General features: G+C 39.8%; 22 protein-coding genes, 18 tRNA genes, 1 rRNA gene and 1 riboswitch. Of the genes, 10 read left to right on the top strand and 31 right to left on the bottom strand.

The features are described from left to right. Positions 1-7 precede the first annotated feature (7 nt). Positions 8-1714: a PucR family transcriptional regulator gene (locus H0185_RS03390; protein WP_221871201.1), complete on the bottom strand. Its 1707-nt coding sequence runs from the start codon at positions 1712-1714 to the stop codon at positions 8-10. 402 nt (positions 1715-2116) lie between these two features. On the opposite strand from H0185_RS03390, the gene H0185_RS03385 reads away from it, so the two are divergent. Further along, positions 2117-3478 (top strand): FAD-dependent oxidoreductase, encoded by a 1362-nt coding sequence (locus H0185_RS03385; protein WP_221871199.1) that lies wholly within the window; start codon positions 2117-2119, stop codon positions 3476-3478. Between the two features lie 53 nt (positions 3479-3531). Further along, a complete protein-coding gene (locus tag H0185_RS03380) occupies positions 3532-3708 on the top strand; it encodes an H-type small acid-soluble spore protein (RefSeq protein WP_221871197.1) in 177 nt (58 codons plus the stop codon). A gap of 43 nt (positions 3709-3751) precedes the next feature. Here H0185_RS03380 and H0185_RS03375 read toward each other — a convergent pair whose 3' ends face one another. The 4 genes from H0185_RS03375 to H0185_RS03360 all read right to left on the bottom strand — a co-directional run bounded on the left by H0185_RS03375 (position 3752) and on the right by H0185_RS03360 (position 6457). After that, the gene (locus H0185_RS03375; protein ID WP_221871195.1) at positions 3752-4183 is read right to left on the bottom strand and encodes a DMT family transporter; all 432 of its coding nucleotides are present in this window, start codon (positions 4181-4183) and stop codon (positions 3752-3754) included. A 78-nt stretch (positions 4184-4261) separates the two neighbouring features. Further along, positions 4262-4639, bottom strand: coding sequence for a MazG-like family protein (locus tag H0185_RS03370; protein WP_221871194.1), 378 nt, complete (start codon positions 4637-4639; stop codon positions 4262-4264). A gap of 91 nt (positions 4640-4730) precedes the next feature. Continuing rightward, positions 4731-6176, bottom strand: a complete 1446-nt coding sequence (gene panF, locus H0185_RS03365; RefSeq protein WP_221871192.1) for a sodium/pantothenate symporter — start codon at positions 6174-6176, stop codon at positions 4731-4733. After that, positions 6173-6457: a YhdT family protein gene (locus H0185_RS03360; protein ID WP_221871190.1), complete on the bottom strand. Its 285-nt coding sequence runs from the start codon at positions 6455-6457 to the stop codon at positions 6173-6175. The genes panF and H0185_RS03360 overlap by 4 nt, the downstream gene beginning before the upstream one ends. A gap of 344 nt (positions 6458-6801) precedes the next feature. Between H0185_RS03360 and H0185_RS03355 the strand changes: the two genes are divergently transcribed. From H0185_RS03355 to H0185_RS03330, 6 genes are all read left to right on the top strand, one after another. Beyond that, complete coding sequence (locus H0185_RS03355; protein ID WP_221871870.1) at positions 6802-7080, top strand: ferritin-like domain-containing protein; 279 nt, start codon at positions 6802-6804, stop codon at positions 7078-7080. 17 nt (positions 7081-7097) lie between these two features. Continuing rightward, a complete protein-coding gene (locus H0185_RS03350; RefSeq protein ID WP_221871188.1) occupies positions 7098-7445 on the top strand; it encodes a spore coat protein in 348 nt (115 codons plus the stop codon). 249 nt (positions 7446-7694) lie between these two features. Then, positions 7695-7991, top strand: coding sequence for a YetF domain-containing protein (locus tag H0185_RS03345; RefSeq protein ID WP_221871186.1), 297 nt, complete (start codon positions 7695-7697; stop codon positions 7989-7991). A 156-nt stretch (positions 7992-8147) separates the two neighbouring features. Beyond that, the gene (locus H0185_RS03340; protein WP_221871184.1) at positions 8148-8996 is read left to right on the top strand and encodes a manganese catalase; all 849 of its coding nucleotides are present in this window, start codon (positions 8148-8150) and stop codon (positions 8994-8996) included. A 238-nt stretch (positions 8997-9234) separates the two neighbouring features. Further along, positions 9235-9588, top strand: coding sequence for an ASCH domain-containing protein (locus H0185_RS03335; RefSeq protein ID WP_221871182.1), 354 nt, complete (start codon positions 9235-9237; stop codon positions 9586-9588). Between the two features lie 11 nt (positions 9589-9599). After that, positions 9600-10040, top strand: coding sequence for a hypothetical protein (locus H0185_RS03330; protein WP_221871180.1), 441 nt, complete (start codon positions 9600-9602; stop codon positions 10038-10040). 74 nt (positions 10041-10114) lie between these two features. Here H0185_RS03330 and H0185_RS03325 read toward each other — a convergent pair whose 3' ends face one another. Together H0185_RS03325 and H0185_RS03320 are read right to left on the bottom strand one after the other, a co-directional pair. After that, a complete protein-coding gene (locus tag H0185_RS03325) occupies positions 10115-11140 on the bottom strand; it encodes an ADP-ribosylglycohydrolase family protein (protein ID WP_221871178.1) in 1026 nt (341 codons plus the stop codon). Between the two features lie 25 nt (positions 11141-11165). Next, the gene (locus tag H0185_RS03320; RefSeq protein WP_221871176.1) at positions 11166-11708 is read right to left on the bottom strand and encodes an HD domain-containing protein; all 543 of its coding nucleotides are present in this window, start codon (positions 11706-11708) and stop codon (positions 11166-11168) included. A 112-nt stretch (positions 11709-11820) separates the two neighbouring features. Here H0185_RS03320 and H0185_RS03315 point away from each other — a divergent pair, with 112 nt between their 5' ends. Beyond that, positions 11821-12402, top strand: coding sequence for a hypothetical protein (locus tag H0185_RS03315; protein ID WP_221871174.1), 582 nt, complete (start codon positions 11821-11823; stop codon positions 12400-12402). Between the two features lie 129 nt (positions 12403-12531). Here the strand turns inward: H0185_RS03315 and H0185_RS03310 are convergent, their stop codons facing one another. From H0185_RS03310 to H0185_RS03290, 5 genes are all read right to left on the bottom strand, one after another. After that, positions 12532-15264, bottom strand: coding sequence for a PAS domain S-box protein (locus tag H0185_RS03310; protein ID WP_221871173.1), 2733 nt, complete (start codon positions 15262-15264; stop codon positions 12532-12534). A gap of 296 nt (positions 15265-15560) precedes the next feature. After that, entirely contained in the window at positions 15561-16154 is a 594-nt protein-coding gene (locus tag H0185_RS03305; RefSeq protein ID WP_221871172.1) for a cob(I)yrinic acid a,c-diamide adenosyltransferase, read from the bottom strand. A 110-nt stretch (positions 16155-16264) separates the two neighbouring features. After that, entirely contained in the window at positions 16265-17725 is a 1461-nt protein-coding gene (locus H0185_RS03300) for a heme ABC transporter ATP-binding protein (protein WP_221871170.1), read from the bottom strand. A 2-nt stretch (positions 17726-17727) separates the two neighbouring features. After that, positions 17728-18711 carry a FecCD family ABC transporter permease gene (locus tag H0185_RS03295; RefSeq protein ID WP_425515810.1) on the bottom strand — a complete coding sequence of 328 codons (984 nt, stop codon included), beginning with the start codon at positions 18709-18711 and terminating at the stop codon, positions 17728-17730. Positions 18712-18748: 37 nt separating this feature from the next. Next, complete coding sequence (locus H0185_RS03290) at positions 18749-19729, bottom strand: ABC transporter substrate-binding protein (protein ID WP_221871166.1); 981 nt, start codon at positions 19727-19729, stop codon at positions 18749-18751. Between the two features lie 168 nt (positions 19730-19897). Beyond that, a riboswitch (cobalamin riboswitch) is annotated at positions 19898-20095 on the bottom strand. A gap of 146 nt (positions 20096-20241) precedes the next feature. On the opposite strand from H0185_RS03290, the gene H0185_RS03285 reads away from it, so the two are divergent. Further along, the gene (locus H0185_RS03285) at positions 20242-20793 is read left to right on the top strand and encodes a CBO0543 family protein (RefSeq protein WP_221871165.1); all 552 of its coding nucleotides are present in this window, start codon (positions 20242-20244) and stop codon (positions 20791-20793) included. A 106-nt stretch (positions 20794-20899) separates the two neighbouring features. On the opposite strand, the gene H0185_RS03280 is transcribed toward H0185_RS03285, so the two are convergent. The 19 genes from H0185_RS03280 to rrf form a co-directional block, all read right to left on the bottom strand. Beyond that, positions 20900-20973 (bottom strand) — tRNA-Ile (locus H0185_RS03280). Between the two features lie 7 nt (positions 20974-20980). Further along, a tRNA-Gly gene (locus H0185_RS03275) sits at positions 20981-21054 on the bottom strand. 18 nt (positions 21055-21072) lie between these two features. Further along, positions 21073-21147: transfer RNA gene (locus tag H0185_RS03270), tRNA-Gln, on the bottom strand. A 14-nt stretch (positions 21148-21161) separates the two neighbouring features. Further along, a tRNA-His gene (locus H0185_RS03265) sits at positions 21162-21237 on the bottom strand. A 21-nt stretch (positions 21238-21258) separates the two neighbouring features. Then, positions 21259-21342 (bottom strand) — tRNA-Tyr (locus H0185_RS03260). A gap of 15 nt (positions 21343-21357) precedes the next feature. Beyond that, positions 21358-21430 (bottom strand) — tRNA-Phe (locus H0185_RS03255). A 152-nt stretch (positions 21431-21582) separates the two neighbouring features. Next, positions 21583-21659: transfer RNA gene (locus H0185_RS03250), tRNA-Asp, on the bottom strand. Positions 21660-21679: 20 nt separating this feature from the next. Beyond that, positions 21680-21756: transfer RNA gene (locus H0185_RS03245), tRNA-Met, on the bottom strand. Positions 21757-21775: 19 nt separating this feature from the next. Then, a tRNA-Ser gene (locus H0185_RS03240) sits at positions 21776-21868 on the bottom strand. A gap of 8 nt (positions 21869-21876) precedes the next feature. Next, a tRNA-Met gene (locus tag H0185_RS03235) sits at positions 21877-21950 on the bottom strand. 19 nt (positions 21951-21969) lie between these two features. Next, a tRNA-Ala gene (locus H0185_RS03230) sits at positions 21970-22045 on the bottom strand. Positions 22046-22059: 14 nt separating this feature from the next. After that, positions 22060-22136: transfer RNA gene (locus H0185_RS03225), tRNA-Arg, on the bottom strand. A 19-nt stretch (positions 22137-22155) separates the two neighbouring features. Further along, positions 22156-22230: transfer RNA gene (locus H0185_RS03220), tRNA-Gly, on the bottom strand. Between the two features lie 33 nt (positions 22231-22263). Then, positions 22264-22345, bottom strand: a tRNA-Leu gene (locus H0185_RS03215). Between the two features lie 40 nt (positions 22346-22385). Continuing rightward, positions 22386-22458, bottom strand: a tRNA-Lys gene (locus H0185_RS03210). A 29-nt stretch (positions 22459-22487) separates the two neighbouring features. Continuing rightward, positions 22488-22563: transfer RNA gene (locus H0185_RS03205), tRNA-Thr, on the bottom strand. A 38-nt stretch (positions 22564-22601) separates the two neighbouring features. Then, positions 22602-22677: transfer RNA gene (locus H0185_RS03200), tRNA-Val, on the bottom strand. 41 nt (positions 22678-22718) lie between these two features. Next, positions 22719-22793 (bottom strand) — tRNA-Glu (locus H0185_RS03195). A gap of 36 nt (positions 22794-22829) precedes the next feature. After that, positions 22830-22945: ribosomal RNA gene (gene rrf, locus H0185_RS03190) — 5S ribosomal RNA — on the bottom strand. Positions 22946-23026: the final 81 nt, after the last annotated feature.

Genomic DNA, 23026 nt, shown 5'->3' with positions numbered 1-23026 from the left:
TGCTTATTTAAACATCCGTGTTAACTAAATGGCTAAGCTTCCAGCTTTTAATGCACAAATCTAATAGAAATAAATCATCCGGATCAACAATAGATAAACCTGTTAGCGATTCAATTTTCCTTAAGCGGTATAACAGAGATTGCCTGTGCAGATTTAATAGTCTGGCTGTTTGACTAACATTTCCTTGACAGCGATTATACATACTTAAGGTCCCAATTAAATCCATGTTTCGTTGCTTATCATACTGAATAAGAGGTTCAATTGTTGCAAATATGACTTCTTTCATTTCAAGATTTTTTCCAAGGCTTAAAAGAATTCGGTCGATTCGTGTTTGTTCATGGAATGTCCGATTGCCTGGACCATTTTTTTGTCTTCCTAGCTTTAAGGCTAAGTTGGCATTGTCATAGCTCTGCTTAAATCCCGTTAACTTTTCATGATGATTCCCAATTCCCCAAGAAAGGAGAACATCTGGAAGTAAATTCCTTAAGCGCCGTTCAATAAGGTCCAGAAAAGGTGTTGGTTTTTCATTATTTTGACCTAGAGTCTTTTCGATAAACAGAATCAGATGCCCATCGTGATAAGTCATGATAATTTCTCGATTTAACGATTGGGCGGCATAAACTATTTCCTCTTCGATATAACGAATCATACTCTCTAGCCACTCTTCAAAGGATCCCGTCGGTTTCTTGCTTTTATCAAAAATCTTACGTAAATTTTCTGGATAACCAACTATACAAAAATACGGCAACTTTAAATTGTATCCTAATAACCTTGCCCTTGAATTTGCCTGATCCCACGATAGGATGTTCCCCTCTGCTAATTCTAAAACAAAATCACTACGCAGGCGCATTTTCGTTTCCTCGATGGCATTTTTACGAGAATACCAAAGGGATATTGTCGTTGTGGCGTGCTCTAATACAGCGACAATATAGTTTGTTAAAAAGGTATCAATGGCTACATAAGGCGGTATTAATAAAAACAGATATCCTTGGATATACCCAGAAACCTGAATAATCGGCAGCTGCAGAACAGATATATCTCCAACCTCAATAAATTGAAGTTTCCTAAACATGGGGTCATGCGGTAGAAATGAATTTACTTGCTTAGTTGGGATGACTCCTTGTAACACATAATCTTCCCAGTTTTTTATCAGTCTGCTTATATGGTTACGCTTTTCTTGTATATTTCCGGCCCGGTCCGTAATAACAAGAGGATGGCCAACTTTTCTTTCAATATATTGTAATATATAGCTTAGTTCTCTCTCTTGGATAATGAATCTTAATAACTCTTGTTGAACTTTTTCAGATCGTTCTCTCTCTCTAAATTGACGATGATTAATTTCCCCCATCACCTCTTCAATAATATTTGCAAAACGCACTTCCCAAGGAACTTCAATTAAAATAAAATTTTCTTTTTCTGCTAGCTCTAATACCTCTATAGGGATATCAAAAAGATGCCTGCCTAAGGCGATAATTAATGCAGAAGCCTCCGAAGCAATGATATCTTGAACGAAATTCTTTAGTATAAGGACATCTTGACCACAGCCGATTGCGGTAGTTAATACGAGTTCGTTTTTGCGCACAAAATTCTCCACAGGCATCTCAATCACGGAAATCCACTGAACATGTCGGTTATTAATGTGCTCTTCACCTGTTCGCAATCTTGCATTTTTCATAATATCCAGGTTTAACACATCACCGATTTGCAATTTCATACGATCCCCCCTTGATCTAAGATCCCCATGTACAAAATGTGACCAAAATATATTAAGCAAGACAGAAATGAAGGTTATTTTTTTACCCACGATAATGTCCTATCTCTGAATTTAAGAAACAAGTATGGCAAAAATTTTTAAACTGGAATAGTGTGGTATTTATGCAATTTTGGTTACTTGGTACCAAAACATGGCGATTTATTGGTGTAGCTTATTCTCTGGAGAAATTCATTGTAATTCCCCTCTCTTAACCTTTGACTATAGTACATATGTATTGTTTATTGACATATAATATGAATTTCACCCTAAGTAAGGAATATTCACCTTCCCTCTTTTTAGATGGTGCATATTTTTCTTACTTGGTATACTAATAGATATTAAAAAAAGTGAGGCTTATTATGAATGACAACAAGAACAACAACTAAGCTTGGTAAGAAAGCAATCGTAATTGGAGGCAGCATCGCAGGTATTCTTACGGCAAAGGTATTGTCTGATTTCTTTCATGAAGTGGTCATGATTGAAAAAGATATTGCTTTAGATTATCCCACTATACGAAAAGGGGTCCCACAAGGGGCGCATGGACATGCCTTGTTAAAAAGTGGGGAGGAAATTCTCGAAAAGCTTTTCCCGGGGTTCATAGAGGAACTACTTGCAGCTGGATCTGTAGCTTCCGATTTTTCTCAAGATATCTCCTGGTATCATCATGGAAGCTGGAAAGTTAGCCATTATTCTGGAATTCGAACTGTTCAGCAAAGTAGACCCTTTTTAGAATACCACCTTCAGCGCAGGCTTAAGATGATTCAAAACATTCAATACATAGATGGGGCCAAGGTCTTACAACTCCTTACTACTGAGAATCATTCAAAGGTCAGTGGGGTTGTTTATCAAGATTTGGAAGGCATTGTTACAGAATTGGAAGCAGAGGTGGTTGTCGATTCCTCCGGGGCAGCCAGTTTAACTCCACAATGGCTAAGTAAACTGGGATTACCCTCTCCAGAAAAGACCGAGGTCAAAGTAGACCTTCACTACGCTAGTAGAATCTATCAATCTCTTTCACCGATTGAAAACAAGTGGAAAGGTCTACTCGTCTACCCAAATCCACCAAAGCAAACATTTGGGGGTGGGATCTATCGCATTGAAGATAATAAGTGGATGGTCACGTTATTCGGCTATGGCATGGAAAAACCCGTCACAACTGCTGAATCATTTCTAGAACACGCAGCGAGTCTTGACCATTTACCCATTTACGAGGCAATTAAAAATGGGATCCCTGCCTCGGATGTGAGTGTTTACCAATTTCCTAAATTAAGAAGGTTCCACTACGAAAAACATCGGCAACTTCCTAATGGGCTTGTCGTCATTGGCGATGCTTTCTGCCGAATCGATCCTGTTTTCGCTCAAGGAATGAGTCTCTCAGCCCTAGAAGCATCCGCACTGCAAAGCGTTTTGGTACAATGTCAACAAAATCAAAGTCTAAACAACATCTCGAAAATGGCGCACCGTGGGTTTAGCAAAGTATTAATGGTACCTTGGCTTATTGCATTAGTAGAGGATTTCCGCTTCGTACATACAAGGGGGAAAAAATTATTCGGGCTTTCCGTGATACAATCTTTTATTAAAAAAGTGGTATTAGCCTGTGCACACGACAAACAGGTCTACGAGCAATTTATCTCTGTGCTGCATCTAAAAGCACACCCAGTGACGTTATTTTCGCCAAAAGTATTAAAAGCTATATGGTTAAAAAGTTCAGTAAAAGAGGAATAACCTCACATAATCACCAAATACTTCGGGGAATATAACTCTGAGGTGAAATGCATATGGACCTAGAACGTGTAAAGGAAATCCTCACTTCGGATGAAGAAATTGCCGTCCATTTCCATGGAGTTCCTATCTGGATTGAGAGTGTTGATCAGACCTCTAGCATGGCTGTTATATCAGCAAGAGGAAGTCATGAAGAGAAACAACTTGTTAGTATTGATGGCTTAGAAGAATAGGAAAAAGAGCCAGCCTCATTAGAATGAAGGGACTGGCTCTTTGCTATTTTTGGAATATATAAATGGAGGCAAGCATCAGCAAGAGTGCGAGGCTTTTCTTCAAATCTAAAGGGAACCTCTCACCCCCAAACAAACCAAAGTGATCAATTAAGGATCCAATCAGCAATTGCCCAACAATCACGGATATAAGAGTTGCGGTCACACCAATTTTGGGTGTCGCTAACACAAGCACAAGGACAAAAAAAGCTCCTAATAATCCACCAATTAACTGTCCCTTTGGAACTTCAGAGATGGCTAGCAAATTTCCTTTCCCAAAAAAGAGAACAAGAAAAAACAATGCCGCCGTTCCGACTAAAAACGATATAAACGAAGCTTCAATAGCCCCAACTCTTTTCCCTAATCCACCATTTACAATGGCTTGAATCCCCATTGCTAATCCACCTGTTAACGCCAAAAGAGAAAATATCAACTTCACCTTCAACAACTCCCTATCTGATAAATCTCCATCGTTTTTGAAAAACGCAAATATTAAACAATGGCAAAGAAAACCCTACTATTTATTAGTCGCATCTTTATTTTTACGATTCTTAACTTCGTCCATTTTGTCATAGAAGCTGTTTTCCGCATCCAGTTCAAAGTAATTGTAAAACTTCATTAAATAAGCGATACAGTCCGCAAGCTCTTTACCAATTTCATCTTTCACCTGAGCCTTCGCTTCTTCAAAGGCTGTATCCTCATCTAAGCCCTCTTCAATTGAACGATAAGTCAGATTAAACATTTTCCGTAGTTCTTCAGCTACCTCCGCAACCTCCGTAGATAACAACATATAATTGTTTAATAATGACGTCCTGTTTTTTTCAAATGAATCTTCACTTATCGTCCAGCCCATTTCGCTTTGAAATTCCTTAGAAAACGCTTGTACTTTTTTCATCCCCATAACCTCCAAAAAAATCAATTTTTGTGGAAAAGGGATATCCTTTTTTAGGACATCCCTTTTGAATTACGTATACTAGTCATTTACCTTATGCAACATAAGCGGAAGCTTTTTGACGCTGTTTCCCAATCATGCTCCCAAGGACAAACGCTACCAGCGAAAATAAAATTGGAAGGACGACGGTATGAATGCCAAAAGGATTCGGAAAGTAGAGGTGAATAATCATATAAGAACCTACTCCTACAACCATTGAAGCTATTGCTCCATATTTGTTACCTGAACGCCAATAAAGTCCCATCACAACTGGCCAAATAAAAGCAGCTTCAAGACCACCGAAGGAGAACAAGTTGAGCCAAATGATTAAGTCTGGCGGGCTTAGAGCAATAAGGAACACTAGAACGCCTAGAACCGTTGTAACGCCAAAGCTCAAATTTTTCACTCTTTGATTGCTTGCATCTGGCTTAATGTAGTTTAAATATACATCCTTTACAACTGCAGAGCTGACAAGTAGTAAAAGCGAGTCTACCGTCGACATAATTGCTGCCATTGGAGCAGCAAGTACTAGTCCCGCAAGCCACGATGGAAGTACCTCCATTGTCAACAGCGGCATCACTGTATCCGCTACTTCTATCCCTGGAAGAACTGACCGTGCAAATACACCAATTAAGTGCATTCCCAGCATAATAAAGCCAATTACAACGGTTCCAATAATAATCGCTCGATGCATGGATTTTGCATTTTTATATGACATGGCTCTGACAGTAATCTGGGGTAACCCTACAACCCCTACTCCTACTAAAATCCAAAAGGATGAAACATATAATGGAGTTAAGCCTCCATCAAAACCATAAGGGCTAATCAGGTTTGGATTTTCAGCAGTCAAATCAGAAATAATGTTCGGAATCCCTCCACCTGCAATGATCGTAGCAATAAGCAAAATTAGAGTTCCAATAAACATTATCGATCCTTGAACTGCATCTGTAAGCGCGACTGCTCGGAAGCCACCAATAATGACATAAATCATGACGGAAGCGGCAAAGAGGAACAACGCACTTGTATAAGATAAACCTGTAATCGACTCAATTAATCTAGCACCACCAACCCACTGTGCCGCCATTGCCGAAAATAAGAAGATGATGATACTAGCAGCCGATAATAGTACGACCCACTTGCTTTCATACCTTTCTTTTAAAAAGTCTACCAATGTGACGGCTTTATACTTTCGAGTGACGATGGCGAATTTTTTGCCAAGGATCATCAGGACAAAGTATCCCGTTGCAAGCTGTGCCATAGAAAGCAAAACCCATCCTAATCCCTGAGTATATGCTGCCCCTGGTCCACCTATAAAGCTACTGGCACTCCCATAAGTGGCTGTCATCGTCATCGCTAAAATAAATCCACCTAATTGTCGTCCACCTAGAAAATATTCCTGTAAAAAAGAATCAGAGGTTTTTAAATATGTACTCGCCCAAAATCCAATGATAAATATAATGACCAAAAAGAGAAGTAATGGAACAATGACAGACCAGTTCAACTCGTCTCCTCCTGTTCATCATCAAATGGGACCTCTTTAAAGAGGTATTTGACGGCCAAGGTCACTAGGACCACCATTAAAACAAACCCTCCAACACAGCTATAGAAAAACCAAGCTGGCAGCCCAAAAACATAGCCATATTCTTCAACTGATTCGGAACCCAACCCATAGGCAAATCCATACCACCAAACAAAATTAATAATGACAAGAATAATTCCAATCCAAGCTTCTCTACGGGCTATTTTAAAGCGTGAATCATGCTCGTCGATTCCGTGTTTCATAACTTTGTCTCCTTTCAGCTATTTGCTCTGTCTGCAAAATTTGTTCTCACTTATAACAAATCTAGCAGTTCACCCTTGTATTTTAATATAAACCTGCATATTATAGTAATATTTTTTTCAAACCTTCCAATTATATTGTGTTTTAATTTGGGCTTATACTTTTTTTAAAGAAAAAATTGCACACACCATAGTAATGTCGTCCAAAAGTTTGGTGCATCACTTTTTTACAACAAGGATGTTGCTAACATTTTTATAAAACAGTTCTTAATAACAGGATTTAGAATAAATAATCCCTATTTTGCTCATTCTAACCGATGATAAACTTAAAAGATAGGAGCAGAATGATGAATAACACACAACAATCACCTATGCCGACACCGCCTCAAGTTATTACGACAAAGGACATGCTGTATTTAAAGGATGCTTTGTCTTGGGAACTACTTGCACTAAAAAAGTTTCACCATTTGGCTCAACAGGTTAATGATCCAGAAATGAAACAAGCCCTTGATAATGCGGGGAGAATGCATCAAAACCATTATCAGAGGTTACTATCACATCTCCAAGTAAACAATAATGCGGCAATGGCGAATGTTCCTAGTCCAAACCAAAATCAACAGCATTAAAAAACGAGGTGAAAGTTATGCAAAACCAACAATCGCAAAGCACGAATACAATTAAAAATCCGAAGGGTCTTGATTTGCCACAGGTCAAAGGTCCGGAAATGAATGACCGTGATTTTATTAATGACGGATTAAGTACCTGCAAGTATTTAACCGATAGCTTGAACATTGCCGTTCGTGAAGCGAGTCACGAACAGTTATATAACGATATGGCGCAAATTCTCCAGGAGACCCATGATAGTTGTCGTGTCCTTTTTAATTTAATGTTTAAAAATGGGGTTTATAAGCTTGAGGCAGAAGAACAGCAAAAAATTGACCAAGCCTATCAGCAGTTTAGCAACTATTCCGCTCAATTCCCCTATCAATAATAAATGAACATTCATGACCAAAGGCTAAAGATCAACTCCTTAGCCTTTTTTTGTATGAAATCATATCTGAAGAAAAGCCTGTTAGTGTAAAAATAGTAAATCTCAATGGTTATAAAAACTGAGAAAAGACAAGAAAAACATTCCATTATAAAATTTCACTTGCATTTTTATAAATTCTTCTTATAATACAGTAGACAAAGGAAATAATTACGCATTTTTACAAGATGAAACTAAAGGTGGTATTTAGGAATGGGGCTTCAACAAGTACTCCTTCAAGCGGTAAAGTCTCTGCTACAACAAAAGACTGAAGAAAATCATTTGGTGGATATGAGTCATTTTGATAGCATCCACTACCCCGTCCGTACCGAGGTTATATCAAATGGTGTGATTAATTCCAATAACCTTGAAAAATTAAAACTGGACCACACATGGCTTCATCAACAATTGCTACGATTAGGAGTACAATCGGTTTCAGACGTGTTGTATGCGGAGGTTCAGCAGGATGGCTCATTATACATTAACCAACATCATGATTACCTGCATTAAATAATTCAGATTACTATTTTATAGGAATTAGGTCCCCTTTGGAAAATTAGAGTAGGAACACCCCTCTCTTCTTTTTTCCGAAGGTTTTTTTTTACATATTCCCCTTCAGTTAACGAAATAATAATTTCGAAGGCATTTTTAACAAGGAGGGATTTCATGTTCTATCACATTAAGGAACTACAATACAATGCAAAACCAGAACGTCCAGATCCGGTTTACGCAAAAAAACTACAAGAAATTCTTGGCGGGCAGTTTGGTGAGATTTCTGTCATGATGCAATATTTATTCCAAGGCTGGAACTGCCGTGCGGATCAAAAATATCGTGATATGCTTCTTGATATTGGGACAGAGGAAATCGCGCATGTTGAAATGCTTGCTACCATGATTGCTCAGCTTCTTGACCATGCACCGGTTGAAGAGCAGGAACAAGCAGCAAAAGACCCGATTATTGGTGCGGTTATGGGTGGGATGAACCCACAGCATGCAATCGTTGGTGGTCTAGGAGCAAAGCCAGATGATAGTGTCGGGTATCCGTGGACGGCTCGTTATACGATTGCGAGCGGAAATTTACTTGCTGATTTTAGAGCAAACCTCAATGCGGAATCTCAAGGAAGACTGCAAGCCGTCCGCCTTTATGAAATGACAGATGACCCAGGGGTTCGTGATATGCTATCCTTTTTAATCGCTCGAGATACAATGCATCAAAACCAATGGATAGCGGCCATTCATGAACTAGAAGAACGTGAAGGTATTGTCGTACCAAGTACTTTTAATCAGGAATATGAAAAACAAGAAGTCTCACATACATTCTATGATTTCTCTAAGGGTACCGAAAGTAAGGAAGGGCGATGGGCATCTGGACCTTCCTTTGATGGCAAAGGCGAGTTTGAATATATTGCGAATCCTGAAGCAATGGGACAAATTCCAGTTCTCGATCCTGCTCCATTGTATGTACATGGAACATTACCAGGAGACATGCCTCCACCACCTCCTCCAGCACAGTAAAACCTACGGAATTAAGCCATGAAAATTAAAGCGATAGCAACATATTTTATTTAAACCAGAGCCTTAATGAAAGAAGTTTGCGCAAAGTTGCAAACTTCTTTCATTTTTATACTTAGGGTAAGGCTATTAGCTAGAAACATTCACGTTCAGCTAATAAAACAAAAAAATGTGCAAACTATATCGTGATAATGTGGTACATTAGAATGGTATTTACCATGAAAGGAGTTTAGTTTAACTTATGACAAACCAAGAAGATCAAAATAACCAGCTTCCCCCAAAAACATGTTCAATTGAACGACTTGTGACAATGCCGAGTGATGTGCAAAAAGTTCTTGAGGGTAAAAAAACAGCGACACGTCGGAATGGTCGATACGCTGACGTAGGCGAGATAATGACCTTAGAAGGGAAGAAATTTGTTGTTGAGCGCGTCTATTCCCAGTCCTTAGGTGAATTGACAGATGAACATGCTCGACAAGAGGGATTCAATACGGTGGAGGAATACCGCGACTCTATTCTATCTTACCACCCTGGTATGCCCTGGCTACCTCAAATGCGTGTATGGGTCCATGAATTTAGCTCTGTTGAAGAGTAATATGAATAAAAATGGATAGTTCCTACCGCATCTTCATTTTTATTCACGTTCTTAGTGCAATTGGTTCAATCGGACCTTTCTTCATTCTATTACCGATTAGCAACCAGTTACAAAAAGCAACGGGAGAGGCTTTATCTGCCTATTTGAGTATTTTCCGGTTCGTTGTTCGGCTTACAAAACATATGGGGCATATCCTTGTAGTGTCTGGGGTCCTATTAATTATCATTGGTCCTTGGACATGGAGAACCCCCTGGATTCTTATGACTCTTGCGGTGATGTTCTTATCGATTTTTTTCCTCGCACGTGCGTTTTCTCCCATCCTAAAGAAATTTGAGGAAGAAAACAAAGACAAAATCAGATTAGCCGCCAAGTTAAAACGGACCCTATGGAATTACATAGTGCTCTTATTAATAATGCTATGGTTTATGGTCGTCAAACCTGTGTTATGGTAAATTCAGGAAGGTGCCTGTCACCAAGGCGACTAGTGCTAACAATTGCTCTAGTCGCCTTTTCTATGGTCTAATTACTACCGCCCTGGATACTTTCCTTGCCATACTTGGCTTTCATCATAACGCTTAAACAAATCATCTGCCAGCTCTAAGAGTTCAGCTGATAACTCCACTTGTTTCCCCCATTGCTCTGGGATGCCTTCCATTCCTAACAAAGCTCCTAAAATGTTTCCTGTGATGGCTCCAGTACTATCGCTATCCCCATTATGATTCACAGAGGTGATTAACGCAGTCTGAAAATTATTTTGATGTTTTAGCGCACAGTAGATACTGATTGCTAAAGCTTCTTCTCCGACCCATCCCTCGCCTAAAATTTCAATAGCTTTAGAGTCAGGAATAGTATCATTTGCCAACTGAACAGCCTTGGTAACTACCGCCGTGCACTCTTCATGTTGCTGCCATGCATTTAATTCCTCTAACATCCCCTCAACTGCTTGGGGAAGGTTTGATGTTTCAATGATCGCAGCAATCAGGTAACCTAGTGCGCCGGAAGATAGATAACCGCTTGGGTGTCCATGAGTAATCGCTGCAAGCTCACATCCATATTGAAACGCAGCTTTCTTGTTAAAGAATAAACCAACTGGAGCCGTCCTCATCACACCACCACAGCCTTTGCTTCCGTTTATCGGCTTCTTGATCTCACCCATTAGCCCACTTGCTAATGCACTCAAACAGGTATTACCAGGGGCTCGTCTTGTATGAAGCGAATCTAATCCGTAAACCCACCCATCTTTATTCACCTGACTATCGACACCTTGTGTAGCAAGCCATCGTAAATAACTTTGGTGAACCATTGATGGGAGATGAACATTTCCTCGATTACTTCTGCGATTTTCTGCCCTTAACAAACCTTCTACTGTAAAAATCGTCATTTGCGTATCATCAGTAATTTCAGCATATCCGTTCTTTGCAACCATAAGATTCGTTATTCCTTGGTCACCAAAATTCTTCTTAATTTCTTTTAGTTGCATAAACTCAACTGGCCACCCAAGTGCATCGCCTATAGCACCACCAATTAAACAGCCACGAAAGTAAGTATTCATCAGGTTCCTCGCCTTTCCATTGGATTTACTTTAACACAAAAAGATTTTCAATATCCGCACTTAGTTCCTCCAGCAAAGGAAAATCTGACTGATGGCTTAGACTATTGAGAACGCTTCGGTAATACCATTCTTGTTGCTCTCTGCCCCGCTTAAAAATCGACCATACCTCTTCTCCCTCTAGAACATAACGGTCAAGGATGGACCGAATATTATGTAGTTTATCTGCACAACTAACAATCCGAATCTCTTCAGAAGCATGTTCAAGAAAGTGGATGGTATGTTCCTTCCTTTCCTCCCAAGATAACGATTTATCTGGTTCTGAGCAGCCTTCGACAATCTTAGCTATGTTGCCACCAAACCATTGGTTAATTTCCATTAATGTAATCGATGTATCTTCGATTGTATCGTGTAGAATTCCTGCAGCAACCAGCTCATCAGGATAACCGGCTTTCATTAAAATCATACCGACTGCGACAGGATGGGAGATGTAAGGAATGTTCGAGTTCTTTCGATATTGACCATCGTGCCCTAACGTCGCTACTTGAACTGCCTTTTCAATTAAATCCATTTGATTTTTCCCCCTTTGAAAAAGCTACTTGCTTTATTTTATCACCTTTTCATACTTATTGTTCGCTTGGGGAATGATAGAAAATACAATAGTTAGAAAGGAAGATTGGTACATGAAAAGAATGTTATCCGTGGCCATTTCGTTCATCCTTTTCAGTATTTTAACGGGTTGTAATGCAGATGATGAGGAAATTGTTGTACTTGAAGACTTAAATAATCCTTCAAGAGAGGAAATTCGGGCAAAAACACAAAATCAACCAGAAGCTACTCCGCTTCATTCAAAGGAAGTTGGAATTGGAGCAGTGCGAAAGCAATTTGAACAAGCTTATGGTAGAAACGATGGCGATTTTGAGATTGCCAGATACCAGGGAGAGTTTATGATTGTTACTTTTGAGTCTCATCGCGCAGTGAACGTCCAGTATCAATTTGCTTATAAACCTGGCGAGTCCATGAGTGAAGAAGAAATGGATGCTTACATAAGAGATCGGATTCCTATGGACGCTGTAGAAATTAGACGAACTAATGCGGATACAGACCAAGAGGTTATTCAATACTATAGTGCGTCACTAAAGGAACAAGTTCCGAAACAAAGTTTTAGGGGAGATGAACCTGGTAATTTTGTGGTCCTCCTTAATAAAAACGAGCAAGGGGAAGTTAGTGTAACAGTAAGCTTAGGAGGAAAAAATTCAAGATAACAAGAGGGGAACTTCACTTCCCCTTTTTATTTTTCATTAAAATTAGTTTACATAATAAAATTACCGTATATATTAAGGCGATAAAAATCCTAGGCTATGCGTTACCTAGGATGGAGCTCTATCTTTTTCTTAGACGGCCTCATAAAACGGGAGACAAATTTCAACCTGTGTTCCCTGTGCCACTTGGCTTTTTATCTCAATACTACCTTTATGCTCTTTAATTAGATTAAAAATAATCATCAGACCCAGGCCAGTCCCCTTTTCCTTTGTACTATAAAATGGTTCACCAATTCTTTTTAGGCGCTCTGGGGGAATTCCACATCCTTGGTCCTCAATGATAATTTGAACATGGCCTTCTTTTCTCTGAACAGTAAAGGTGATTGTTCCTCCGGATGGCATGGATTCCATTGAATTTTTAATTACATTCAAGAAGACCTGCTTAATCTGATTAGCATCACAATAAATATCCGGAAGACCTTGCTCGATTTCCATTATAATATCAATATTACTCAGTTTTGCCTGAGTCTCTACGAGAGGAATAAATCCACTAAGAATCTCTTCGATTGATTTTTGACTATAACTCTTTGCTTGCGGCTTGGCAAGGATAAGAAATTCATTCGTAATTAATTCAATCCGTTCTATTTCACGACGCATAATTTCAAAATAATCTTGGTCGGTACTTTGCTCTTGCATAAACTGTAAAAAGCCCTTAACAGAAGTAAGTGGATTTCTAATTTCATGAGCAATTCCAGCTGCAAGTTGACCAATTGCGGCAATTCGATCAGACTTTCGCAAGAATTCCTCTGCCCTTTTTAGCTCTGAAACATCTTTAGCAATTCCGTACACCCCAACAATTTCTCCGTTTACGATAATGGGGATGTTGGTTACATGAAAGATTCCACCACGGTTATTTTTATGAATCAATGCTGTTTCATAGGTTTGCGGAATCCCTTGTATCGATTTTTGGAAACTTTTCATTGTATGGCACAAATGTTGATCCTGTATAAACTCTATATAACTCTCACCAATCATTTGCTCTGGCGTGTATCCGATTAATCTTTGTACAGATGGGTTTATGTTCGTCACAATCCCATTCAAGTCAAGACTGTATACTAAATCTGGATTAAAATAAAACAATGATTGGTACCGTTGTTTGTTCTCTTCAAGCTCTTGTTCTATCTGTTTTTGTTTAGTAATGTCACGGATAATTGCCGAGAACCCGTTAATCACACCATTTCTGTCTTTAAGTGGGGCATGAGTGACACTGACTGGAATTAAGCTCTCATCCACTTTCTTACGATACGTTTCAAAGCCTTTTACTTCAACACCTGAATAAACCATATCGACCAGTCCCCAAAACTCCTCTTCATAGCCTTCGGGGATGCTCTGAACTCCCTTTCCTATTAACTCTTCTGCCGGACTTCCAAACATGTCTACATACGCCTTGTTGACAAAAGTAATGGTTCCTTCATCATCCATCGTCGCAATCGCATCAACCGTATTATGCACAAAAGATTCAAGCAAGTCTTTCGTTTTCCTTAAGTCATCATGAGTTTTTTTTAGTTCCGTTATATCACTACACGAAACAATTACTTCTACAACCTGACCATCTTCGTAAATGGGCTGAAGTGTTGCCACATAATCGATGCCATTCACGTTTGCCTCGTAGCTGCTTTGTTTCCCTTCCCATGCTTGTTGGTAATAAAAAACCTTTCGATCTGCTTCCTCGGCGGGGAGGATATCATATAAAGATTTTCCCACAAAATCATGTAAAGGCATTCCCAAGCGCTCAAATAGTTGGCCTGCTCCATAGGAATGAATGAACCTTCCGTTATTTTGTATAAATTTAAAAATCATACCTTGATGATTATTTAAAATATGGTCGATTTCCTTATGGCTAACACGAAGCTCCTCTTCAAGCTGTTTTTCATAGGTGATATCCCGTGAGATAACGTAAATTCCCTCCACCTTGCCTTTTACATCCATCGGCAAGAACGTCAGATTAACAGTAAGCTCATTCCCATTCTTATGGTGAACTTGGCATTCAATATGTTGAGCGATTCCCTGTTCTTTTGCCTTCTTAAAATGAGATTCTACCTCTTCCTTATTATCAGAAATAATAAATGGAAGAAAATTCAACCCTAATAATTCCTCCTGCTTATAGCCAAACACTAATTCATTTTTGTTGTTGAACCCATAAAAGTTGCCATCTAACGAAAGGATCTGGATCGGTTGTGGAAAATGGTCAAACAGCGATTTAAATCGCTGTTCACTTTCTATAAGCTGTTTTTCAAGTTTTATCCGTATATCTCTTTCAATCGCAAACCCTGCCAGGTTCGCAAAGGTTTTCAAAAGTTCAAGTTCAAAAGAAGTTGGCTTACATTTTTTTGTATGGTAGAAAGCGAAACTACCAAGAATTTCATCCCTGCTCTTTATTGGAAACGACCAACACGCTTGAAAACCATACCTGGAAGCAATCTCAGCAAGATCTCCCCACAAAGAGTCTCCTGCTATTTCTGGAGTAATGACATGTTCATTACGAAAAACTGCTGCCCCACATGTTCCAGCATTAGGGCCAACTTTTATCGGATGTATCGCCTCAAGAAATTCCTTAGGAACATTAGGGGCTGCTCCTACGGTAAGGGTATTTTCTTTCGTAAGGAAGAGAATTGAACAGTACATTTTCCTATTAAAATATTCTTCAAGTGATGTTGATAAGCTTTCTAGAATGTTAGTTAATGACTCCCCTGCCGTAATTTTATTTATAAATAAGGACTGCAACTCAAAAATTGATCTCATTTCATCTATTGATACGATATCGGAATGTACACAATCGTTAATTGTTTCATTAAAAGTTCCCATAGTATTTCTCTCCTAGAAGATTCCTATTTAATAGTTTATTAGAATAAATTCAAAATAAATAGAAGAATTAAATGCTCTAAAATATTATACCATTTTCTTCGTATATGAAATTGTTAATCTAGTATGGTTTGATTGGTAAAATTTTCTTTTATAAAAGAGGAATACTTTAAATGTGGGCTCCCCTACATCCAATTTAATATTATTTAAAAAGATATAAAAAAGCTAGACTCTAAAGCCTAGCTACAATTGATTTACCTGTACATGAATTTATACTACTATGTTCTTCTAATGAGTATTTAGTTCACTTCTTTATCTGACTTTCTCTTTCCATCACGAAAGACCTTTGCACTACGGAGATATTCTACATCCTTCTGATTCAATCTAAAGTTTATGACTCTGGCAACCGCAAAAAAATAGTCTGATAAACGATTTAAAAACTGAAGCGGTAATTCTGGGACATTAGGGTCAGCTTTCATTAACGAAACAACTAATCTTTCTGCTCTTCTAGTCACTGTTCTAGCAATATGAATGGAAGCTGCTGCTGGCGCTCCTCCTGGCAGGATAAAACGCTCAAGTTCAGGAGCTTCTACAATTAACTCATCAATACGACTTTCCAAGTACGTAATTGAATCCGCTGATAATTTTAATTCCCGTTGCTTTGTTACATTCGCTAGATCACCGCCACAATCAAAAAGCTCATGCTGAATTTTTTCGAGATCTGAAAGTATATCCTGGAAGATTGCTTGATCCAACTGTGTTACTGCCTGACCAACAAAACTATTCGCTTCATCAACCGTTCCGTAGGCTTCTACGCGAATATCATCTTTATCCACTCTGCCCCCAATTAAGCTCGTTTTGCCTTTATCTCCAGTTCGTGTATATAATTTCATTCTTAAATCCCCCTTTAATTAAGATTAGCACTTTTGCCAAAATGTAGCTAGAATTCCTATATTTTGAACTTTTTACTGAAATCATGGAATCACACTTTTCTTGAATAAGCTTAGCTAGTTCGGTTATTTTTAATTGCCTGAACCGTGCATTCATAAACACCTTTTCCAACTAAATTTCCTAATGGTGTCGTAGTTCCCGCACAATCGAGTTTTTGTCCATTTTGTGTTGCGGCTATTGAAATACTATCGGTTGGGGTTCCGGTTGCAATAGTCCCTGTTTTTTTATCTTTAACTTCAAGATCATACATGGCCTTCGTTTTCGCTTCGGTAACAGTCATCATACTTTGAATAAATGCACCCTCTGTTAGATGAGCGTTAACAAACACCCAAATATTAATGGTGCCAGCTGATAACTGAAATGGGTGCTCACTTCCTCTTGATACATCTGTCGCATTCTCAATTCCCGCTGTCACTACAATTAGTACAGAGAAATCTCGTTCCTTTATGAACTGAATACTAGCGTTCTCAATTAAGACTGAAGTCATCATTCCAACGGTTTCATCCGGTTCAAAGCCATTCTCTTTCATAAATGAGAACATGTCGTTTTGAGGATGATGATATTGAACTTGTTTATTGATATGCCTATTAACAAATACCTGATGCCAGCCAATACCGGAACCAACTACACCAGAAGACATCGTTCGAAGAGGGATCGGTGATCGTAAAGCAAGGTAATCTTCTTCCACCTCTAGCATCGAATCATTAATGAAAACAAGCTTATCCTGAGTAGATTCGATTTCTGGTAATAAAACCAATTGTGGTGCAGGGACACTTGGATGAGGCTGTTTCTGTATATTGGTTCGATAAACTTCCTTAATTCTTTCCTCGCGCAAGACCTTATTCGGAGAAGCATTCAAATTTATACGACCATCCTCCAACAAGAGTAGTCGATCACAATAAAGGCCAGCTAAGTTTAAATCATGGAAAATGGAAATGACCGTTAAGTCTCTTTCTTTTGACCAACCTTTTAAAGAGTCTAGCAACTCTTTCTGATAGGATAAATCAAGGTGATTTGTAGGCTCATCGAGCAACAAGATTTCAGGTTCTTGAGCAAGAGCCTGTGCCAAAAGAACACGTTGGCGTTCTCCGCCCGAAAGTTGTTGAATATCTTGGTTTTCAAACTCAGCAACTCCTGTCTGCTCCATTGCTTGTTGTACCACGGTTTCGTCATGTGTAGACCAACTCTGAAACCACCCTTGTTGATGAGCATATCTCCCAAGTGAAACGGTCTCTTTAACTGTATAAGAAAAGGCTTGACTAGAATGCTGAGGAAGCACAGCAATAGTCTTCGCCAATTCTTTTGCTGTGTAACTTTTTAGAGATTTATTCTTTATCATAACGGTTCCGTCAGAAAATGGGATCACACCACTTAACATTTTTAACAAGGTCGTCTTCCCACTTCCATTCGGTCCCAAAATTCCAAACAATTCTCCAGTATGTACATCAAAAGAAATATCCTTTAGGATGGTTTCCCCTGCATAGCCGCCTGTTAGATGTTGTATGCTGAGCATCTTTATCCTCTTCTTTCATTCCGTCTATTCATTAAAATGATGGCAAAGACCGGAGCCCCGATTATCGAGGTAATGACTCCAATTGGAAGTTCTGTTGGTGCGATAATGGTTCTAGCCAATAAATCAGCAAGGATGAGAAACCCACTCCCGGTCAGGAGCGATAGAGGCAATAAATGCCGGTGATCCGGCCCCCACAATAATCTAGTTAAATGGGGAATGACCAAACCAACAAACCCAATGGTCCCAGAAACCGCCACTGCTGCTCCAGATAAAATGGAACCCGCAATGAGCACTAGCATTTTTCTCCTTTGTACATTCACGCCAATATGCTGAGCTTTTTCTTCACCAAAGGACATTGCATTCAGTTCTCGCCCATTGATAAGTAACAGCAATGAACCTACTAAAAAAAATGGAAGAATAATTTGAATATAGTCCCACCCTCGCATTGAAACGCTTCCCAATAGCCAACCAATAATCTGTCTTAACTCATCACCCGTCAGAGCAATCATCAGGGAAATCAACGCACCTAGAAACGAACTAAAGATAATACCTGTTAAAATAATGGTCTCTACCTTCATCCCACGGTCAATTCTTCGTGCAAAAATCAATACAATTATGATGGTTAGAAAAGCAAATATAATACTTAATAATGGCAACGTAAACAAGCCAGCAAATGGAAGCGATACTCCAAAGAAAAGGGTAATGACAGCACCTACGGATGCACCAGAGGAAACACCTAATGTATAAGGGTCTGCTAATGGATTCCTTAATAATCCTTGAAAGGAGGCGCCCGCAATCGCAAGCGATGCTCCAACTAAACCTGCTAAAATAACCCGTGGCAGCCGAATGTTCATGACAATATTACTATGCATGGGATTAATACTTTCATCTAGTTGTAGGTGAAAAATATTAGCACTAATGATCCTGAAGATATCGAAGATAGGGACAGAAACTGTCCCTATCGAAATCCCCATTAGCATGGCCATGACAAGAAAAACGGCTGCCAGAATATAAGCTGTAGATTTATTTGTCAAAAATTTCTGGGTAAACCGCTTTTGCAAGTTCCTCTACTCCTTGAGCAATCCGTGGACCTGTACGGGTCACGATGTCTGAATGGACATCTACAATTCGCTCGTTTTTAACGGCAGTAATATCCTGCCAACCATCTCGATTGACTACCTCTGAAATGGGGTCTCCTGTATAATATCCGTGAGTGGTGATAATTACATCCGGATTTCGTTCAATTACCGCTTCGGGATCGATTTTAACCCAACCCTCATCGGTTGTGACGTTCTTAGCGTTTATCATTTGAAGCATTTCATTCATAAAGGTATTAACCCCTACAGAATAAATTTCTGGAGCTGGAGATACTTCAACAAAGACTGTTTTTTGTTCTCCTACTTCTATCTCTTTTGCCCTTGTTGCAATATCATCAATTTTCGCTTTCATATCGGCGACAATCGTTTCAGCGTTTGCCTTCTCCCCTGTTGCTTCTCCTATCATGACAATCGTTTCATAAACTTCATCAATGTTTTGCGCATCATTCACAATAAGGACAGCGATTCCGGAATCTCTTAACTGTTGCAACCCAGCCTCCGTACTACTAGCAGTAGATTCATGAGCTAAAACAAGGTTAGGTTCTAGCGAAATAATCTTTTCTATATTAATCTCAAGACCGCCAACCTTTTCTATTTCAAACACTGCTTCAGGATAATTATCATTATCATTCACACCAACAATTTCCTCATCAAGACCTAATTCATAGGCAATCTCTGTATTGCTTGGAATCAGCGAAACAATTCTTTCTGGCTTCTTCTCAATAACCACTTCATTCTTGAGAGCATCGGTAATTGCAACAGGAAAGACAGATTCTTTTTGTACTGCTTCCTCTTTCTCCTCAGCTACTGGTGTTTCGTTGGTTTGATCCTCAGCATTACCTCCACAGCCCGAAAGAACCCCTAAAGTAACAATTAGTAATAGTAATAATGCGTATAGCTTTTTCATCTGTCATTTCCTCCATTTTTTTATTCTACGAATACTTTTTTCTTACGTTAAGAAAGTCTATTGTCCCCCTTTGCAATAAAAAAACATCTCCAAAAACCATGGAGATGTTTGTATAGGTACTTACGCAAGTATGTAGTCCTGTCAAACACCTCCTATCCACGTAGGTTGTTGTGGTGTTAAGAACAGGCAGGTCTCCTGGCTTATGGTCATTGCTCATTTGCACCTTCCCATACTCTTTTGTACAGTGGTATATGCAGTAAGCTCCCAATTACAGTGGCGGGACCGCGTTGGATTTTCACCAACTTCCCTATTAAGTCTTAAAAAGATTCTCTCTTTTTTAAAGACACCTATTCTTCCTTATGAAATTTTCCACTAAAAAGAATTATACACCTATAAAAAGATTAATGGGCAGATTATTTCCTATTTTTTTATAAAACTGTCGAATTCTCTACAAAATACATGATATGGACATGGTTCAAACATACTAATGAAAAATTGATTGGGTGACCAAAATGGATAAAACAGAAAAGGTGAATCAAGTAGGTAATCTATTTAATCACTTTCATGAATTACATACAAAATATGGGCGGCTTTGGCTAGAAGATACCTTCCTCCATTGGGATTGGTGGTTAGCTTTTCTATTTTCTCTTGTGGCATGGGGATTTTGGATTTTTTATCATAAAAAAGAAAGTACACATCGACTTTTATATGCAGGAGTTTTTGTTATATTAATTTCTTTAATTTTGGATTACATTGGAGTAGCAATGGGGCTTTGGTTTTATAGTGGAAAATTGACTCCTTCCTTCCCAGCTTGGATGCCATTCAACTTTTGTATGCTCCCTGTGACAATTATGTTTCTTATCCAAACTAAACCCCATATAGCACCTTGGAAAAAGGGCATTTTCTTTGGGGCTTTAACCTCATATGTTGGTGAGCCGATTTTTGTCTGGCTCGGTTTTTATGTATTAACAGGTTGGAAATATAGTTTTTCAGTGCCCATATATGCCGTAATCTACTTATTTGCTGATTGGCTTACTAAAAGAAAGGCATTTTCGGAAGTTTAGAGTAAAAAGTTGAACATAGTCGGTGAAGCATTTCTTCGTCCTTTAAACAAATAAGGTGATTGCAATAAAGCAATCACCTAAAAGAATACAAAATCATTTATCTTAATGGGCCTAAGTGGACTCGAACCACCGACCTCACGCTTATCAGGCGTGCGCTCTAACCAGCTGAGCTATAGGCCCATAATAATGGAGCGGGTGATGGGAATCGAACCCACTACATCAGCTTGGAAGGCTGAGGTTTTACCAGTAAACTACACCCGCATTACTTTATTATTTAAATGGCTGGGCTAGCAGGATTCGAACCTACGAATGACGGAGTCAAAGTCCGTTGCCTTACCGCTTGGCTATAGCCCAATCATTATTATGTATGGGGCGATCGATGGGAATCGAACCCACGAGTGTCGGAGCCACAATCCGATGCGTTAACCACTTCGCCACGACCGCCATAATATTTTTGTTTTTAGATGGTGGAGGGGGACGGATTCGAACCGCCGAACCCGAAGGAGCGGATTTACAGTCCGCCGCGTTTAGCCACTTCGCTACCCCTCCATTAAAAGGTAAAGGTGGCTCAGGACGGAATCGAACCGCCGACACATGGATTTTCAGTCCATTGCTCTACCGACTGAGCTACTGAGCCTAATAATTATTGCTTCTCTTTCTTGTTAGTACATGTCCATTGCTCGAATAACCTTACGGTTTTTCTCGCAAGTTGCCGCAGAAGCCTATTCAATGATGGTAGCAACTTGCTCTACCGACTGAGCTACTGAGCCATATCATCATGTTTAAAAATGGCGGTCCGGACGGGACTCGAACCCGCGACCTCCTGCGTGACAGGCAGGCATTCTAACCAACTGAACTACCGGACCATTTTATAATGAGATAAATTTGGTTGCGGGGGCAGGATTTGAACCTGCGACCTTCGGGTTATGAGCCCGACGAGCTACCGAACTGCTCCACCCCGCGGAAATAATATTAAAGATAATGGAGGAGGAAAGGGGATTCGAACCCCTGCGCGATTTGACTCGCCTGTCGGTTTTCAAGACCGATCCCTTCAGCCGGACTTGGGTATTCCTCCAAATGTAATAGCGGCGGAGGGAGTCGAACCCACGACCTTTCGGGTATGAACCGAATGCTCTAGCCAGCTGAGCTACACCGCCATAATATGCTATTGATAATTGGTGGAGCCTAGCGGGATCGAACCGCTGACCTCCTGCGTGCAAAGCAGGCGCTCTCCCAGCTGAGCTAAGGCCCCAAATATAGTGAATATGGCGCGCCCGAGAGGAGTCGAACCCCTAACCTTTTGATCCGTAGTCAAACGCTCTATCCAATTGAGCTACGGGCGCTTTCTTTACTATTTTACAATGGAGCGGAAGACGGGATTCGAACCCGCGACCCCAACCTTGGCAAGGTTGTATTCTACCACTGAACTACTTCCGCAAATAGTATTTTCATTAAGAGTTGAAAATATGATGCGGGTGAAGGGAGTCGAACCCCCACGCCTTGCGGCGCTAGATCCTAAGTCTAGTGCGTCTGCCAATTCCGCCACACCCGCATGATGGAAAGTTATTTTCTCTACTGAAAGAATAACTTGATGAGCCATGAAGGACTCGAACCTTCGACCCTCTGATTAAAAGTCAGATGCTCTACCAACTGAGCTAATGGCTCTAAATGTTTAAGATACTATTTGTTGAAAGTGGTGCCGGCCAGAGGACTTGAACCCCCAACCTACTGATTACAAGTCAGTTGCTCTACCAATTGAGCTAGGCCGGCAAGTCTTGTTGGTTTTTTTCGCTATCGCTAAAAAATTATGGTGGAGGATGACGGGATCGAACCGCCGACCCTCTGCTTGTAAGGCAGATGCTCTCCCAGCTGAGCTAATCCTCCCAAAAAAAAGATTATTTTTTTCTATAGTCAGAAAAAAACATTGGTGACCCCTACGGGATTCGAACCCGTGTTACCGCCGTGAAAGGGCGGTGTCTTAACCGCTTGACCAAGGGGCCTAATTTAATGAAATATCAATGGGCCTTTTCAGGCTAGCCTGGCAACGTCCTACTCTCACAGGGGGAAACCCCCAACTACCATCGGCGCTGAGAAGCTTAACTTCCGTGTTCGGCATGGGAACGGGTGTGACCTTCTCGCTATCGCCACCAGACTATTTAATTAAAGGTGAGATATTTTGCTTACGCAAAAATCTTTATTCCTTCAAAACTAGATAATGTGTAAGAAGTAAAGT

Source organism: Mesobacillus maritimus, assembly GCF_019749255.1.
Lineage (GTDB): Bacteria > Bacillota > Bacilli > Bacillales > Cytobacillaceae > Mesobacillus_B > Mesobacillus_B maritimus_A.
The sequence above is the reverse complement of the archived record's forward strand: the minus strand, read 5'-3'. Positions and strand labels throughout refer to the sequence as shown.

Bases quoted from the DNA above. Each gene is read 5' to 3' on its own strand.
- H0185_RS03315 (WP_221871174.1), top strand. From the start codon at position 11,821: ATGAAAAGAATGTTATCCGTGGCCATTTCGTTCATCCTTTTCAGTATT.
- H0185_RS03340 (WP_221871184.1), top strand. From the start codon at position 8,148: ATGTTCTATCACATTAAGGAACTACAATACAATGCAAAACCAGAACGT.
- H0185_RS03310 (WP_221871173.1), bottom strand. From the start codon at position 15,264: ATGGGAACTTTTAATGAAACAATTAACGATTGTGTACATTCCGATATC.
- H0185_RS03295 (WP_425515810.1), bottom strand. From the start codon at position 18,711: ATGGCCATGCTAATGGGGATTTCGATAGGGACAGTTTCTGTCCCTATC.
- H0185_RS03305 (WP_221871172.1), bottom strand. From the start codon at position 16,154: ATGAAATTATATACACGAACTGGAGATAAAGGCAAAACGAGCTTAATT.
- H0185_RS03330 (WP_221871180.1), top strand. From the start codon at position 9,600: ATGGATAGTTCCTACCGCATCTTCATTTTTATTCACGTTCTTAGTGCA.
- H0185_RS03390 (WP_221871201.1), bottom strand. From the start codon at position 1,714: ATGAAATTGCAAATCGGTGATGTGTTAAACCTGGATATTATGAAAAAT.
- H0185_RS03345 (WP_221871186.1), top strand. From the start codon at position 7,695: ATGGGGCTTCAACAAGTACTCCTTCAAGCGGTAAAGTCTCTGCTACAA.
- H0185_RS03370 (WP_221871194.1), bottom strand. From the start codon at position 4,639: ATGAAAAAAGTACAAGCGTTTTCTAAGGAATTTCAAAGCGAAATGGGC.
- H0185_RS03385 (WP_221871199.1), top strand. From the start codon at position 2,117: ATGACAACAAGAACAACAACTAAGCTTGGTAAGAAAGCAATCGTAATT.
- H0185_RS03290 (WP_221871166.1), bottom strand. From the start codon at position 19,729: ATGAAAAAGCTATACGCATTATTACTATTACTAATTGTTACTTTAGGG.
- H0185_RS03300 (WP_221871170.1), bottom strand. From the start codon at position 17,725: ATGCTCAGCATACAACATCTAACAGGCGGCTATGCAGGGGAAACCATC.
- H0185_RS03320 (WP_221871176.1), bottom strand. From the start codon at position 11,708: ATGGATTTAATTGAAAAGGCAGTTCAAGTAGCGACGTTAGGGCACGAT.
- H0185_RS03360 (WP_221871190.1), bottom strand. From the start codon at position 6,457: ATGAAACACGGAATCGACGAGCATGATTCACGCTTTAAAATAGCCCGT.
- H0185_RS03355 (WP_221871870.1), top strand. From the start codon at position 6,802: ATGAATAACACACAACAATCACCTATGCCGACACCGCCTCAAGTTATT.
- H0185_RS03325 (WP_221871178.1), bottom strand. From the start codon at position 11,140: ATGAATACTTACTTTCGTGGCTGTTTAATTGGTGGTGCTATAGGCGAT.
- H0185_RS03335 (WP_221871182.1), top strand. From the start codon at position 9,235: ATGACAAACCAAGAAGATCAAAATAACCAGCTTCCCCCAAAAACATGT.
- H0185_RS03380 (WP_221871197.1), top strand. From the start codon at position 3,532: ATGGACCTAGAACGTGTAAAGGAAATCCTCACTTCGGATGAAGAAATT.
- H0185_RS03285 (WP_221871165.1), top strand. From the start codon at position 20,242: ATGGATAAAACAGAAAAGGTGAATCAAGTAGGTAATCTATTTAATCAC.
- H0185_RS03350 (WP_221871188.1), top strand. From the start codon at position 7,098: ATGCAAAACCAACAATCGCAAAGCACGAATACAATTAAAAATCCGAAG.